This is a genomic window from Paenibacillus foliorum (assembly GCF_013141765.1).
GTDB classification, from domain to species: Bacteria; Bacillota; Bacilli; order Paenibacillales; family NBRC-103111; genus Paenibacillus_S; species Paenibacillus_S foliorum.
Genome location: NZ_WHOD01000117.1, coordinates 1 through 1,035, shown reverse-complemented (window position 1 = coordinate 1,035; position 1,035 = coordinate 1). Strand labels below are relative to the sequence as shown.

Below are 1,035 nucleotides of genomic sequence, written 5' to 3'. Positions count from 1 at the left end.
ATGTTGCTTTTGACTCACAAGACAGTGCACGAGACCTCAATTATATAAAAACTTCTCATTTTTATAGAGTATGATTGGAAAAGAGATTAAGCTCTAACGGGAGACTATAGTTGAGGATCTGCAGCTGCGCAGTTCCTCCTTTCTTTATTGAAGTAACGGGCAGGAGAGTACGATAACCTAAACGAATATGTATTAAATCAATGTCTATGGCTTTTGTTTCCTTACTATTAATTAGAATGAGTGGTGTTAATGAAAAAGAAGCTAGTGATAGCCGGAATTGTTGTTTGCACCCTTATTGTTTGCATCCTTACTATAAGTTTATATTTATGGTTTTCATTCAAACCCGGATTTGTATATGAAAATGGAACATGGAATTATGTTTCCTATGATGCGGGAGCTGGCAGAAGAGTTAATCCGATCAATGTAAAAAAGGATGAATTCAAGGTTTTAAAGTACAGTGATTTTGCAATAGATAATAACAGTGTGTTTTTTAAAAACCATAAAGTAGAAGGGTCTGATCCTGAAACCTTCAAAATTATTAGCACCAAAGGCAGAAATCATTACGCAAAAGATAAGAATAATGTATATATTTACGATAGTAATGACTGGTCAATATTTAAAGTAATCAATGCAGACCCAGATAGTTTTAAAGTACTGGAGTATCCTTATTCAAAAGATAAAAACGACGCTTACTGTGGTAGCTTACCACTTTTTGTAGATGATGTTTCTAAATTTGAAGTCATCGAGAGAGCACGTTTTTCAACTCTGTCTTCGTTTGACAGCTTCTTGGGTAAAGAAAATGACCCGAGAGAAAAATCATCAGAGTATGAAAGAAATAAGCACGAATATAATCGTAAAAAGTATGGGTTTATTACTGAGAGTGTTATTTATTCTGAAGATGGAAAAGCAAAAACGGATAAACTTACTTATATAGGATATAAATTAGTGGAAGATAAAAGATAAAGAATAAGTAAGATTAAAAGTTATTGAAGACAAATACTGCTGAGAACCATATCATTCATTCAACTAACGGGA

At 33.0% G+C, this 1,035-nt stretch carries 1 protein-coding gene; it reads left to right on the top strand.

Annotated elements, in window-relative coordinates; genetic code table 11:
• The first annotated feature begins 249 nt into the window (after positions 1–249).
• Positions 250–963, top strand: coding sequence for a DKNYY domain-containing protein (locus GC093_RS30565; RefSeq protein ID WP_171655731.1), 714 nt, complete (start codon positions 250–252; stop codon positions 961–963).
• Positions 964–1,035 lie beyond the last annotated feature (72 nt).

What these genes read in the sequence shown, in the direction of transcription:
- GC093_RS30565 (WP_171655731.1), top strand. Translation starts at nt 250, where the DNA reads ATGAAAAAGAAGCTAGTGATAGCCGGAATTGTTGTTTGCACCCTTATT.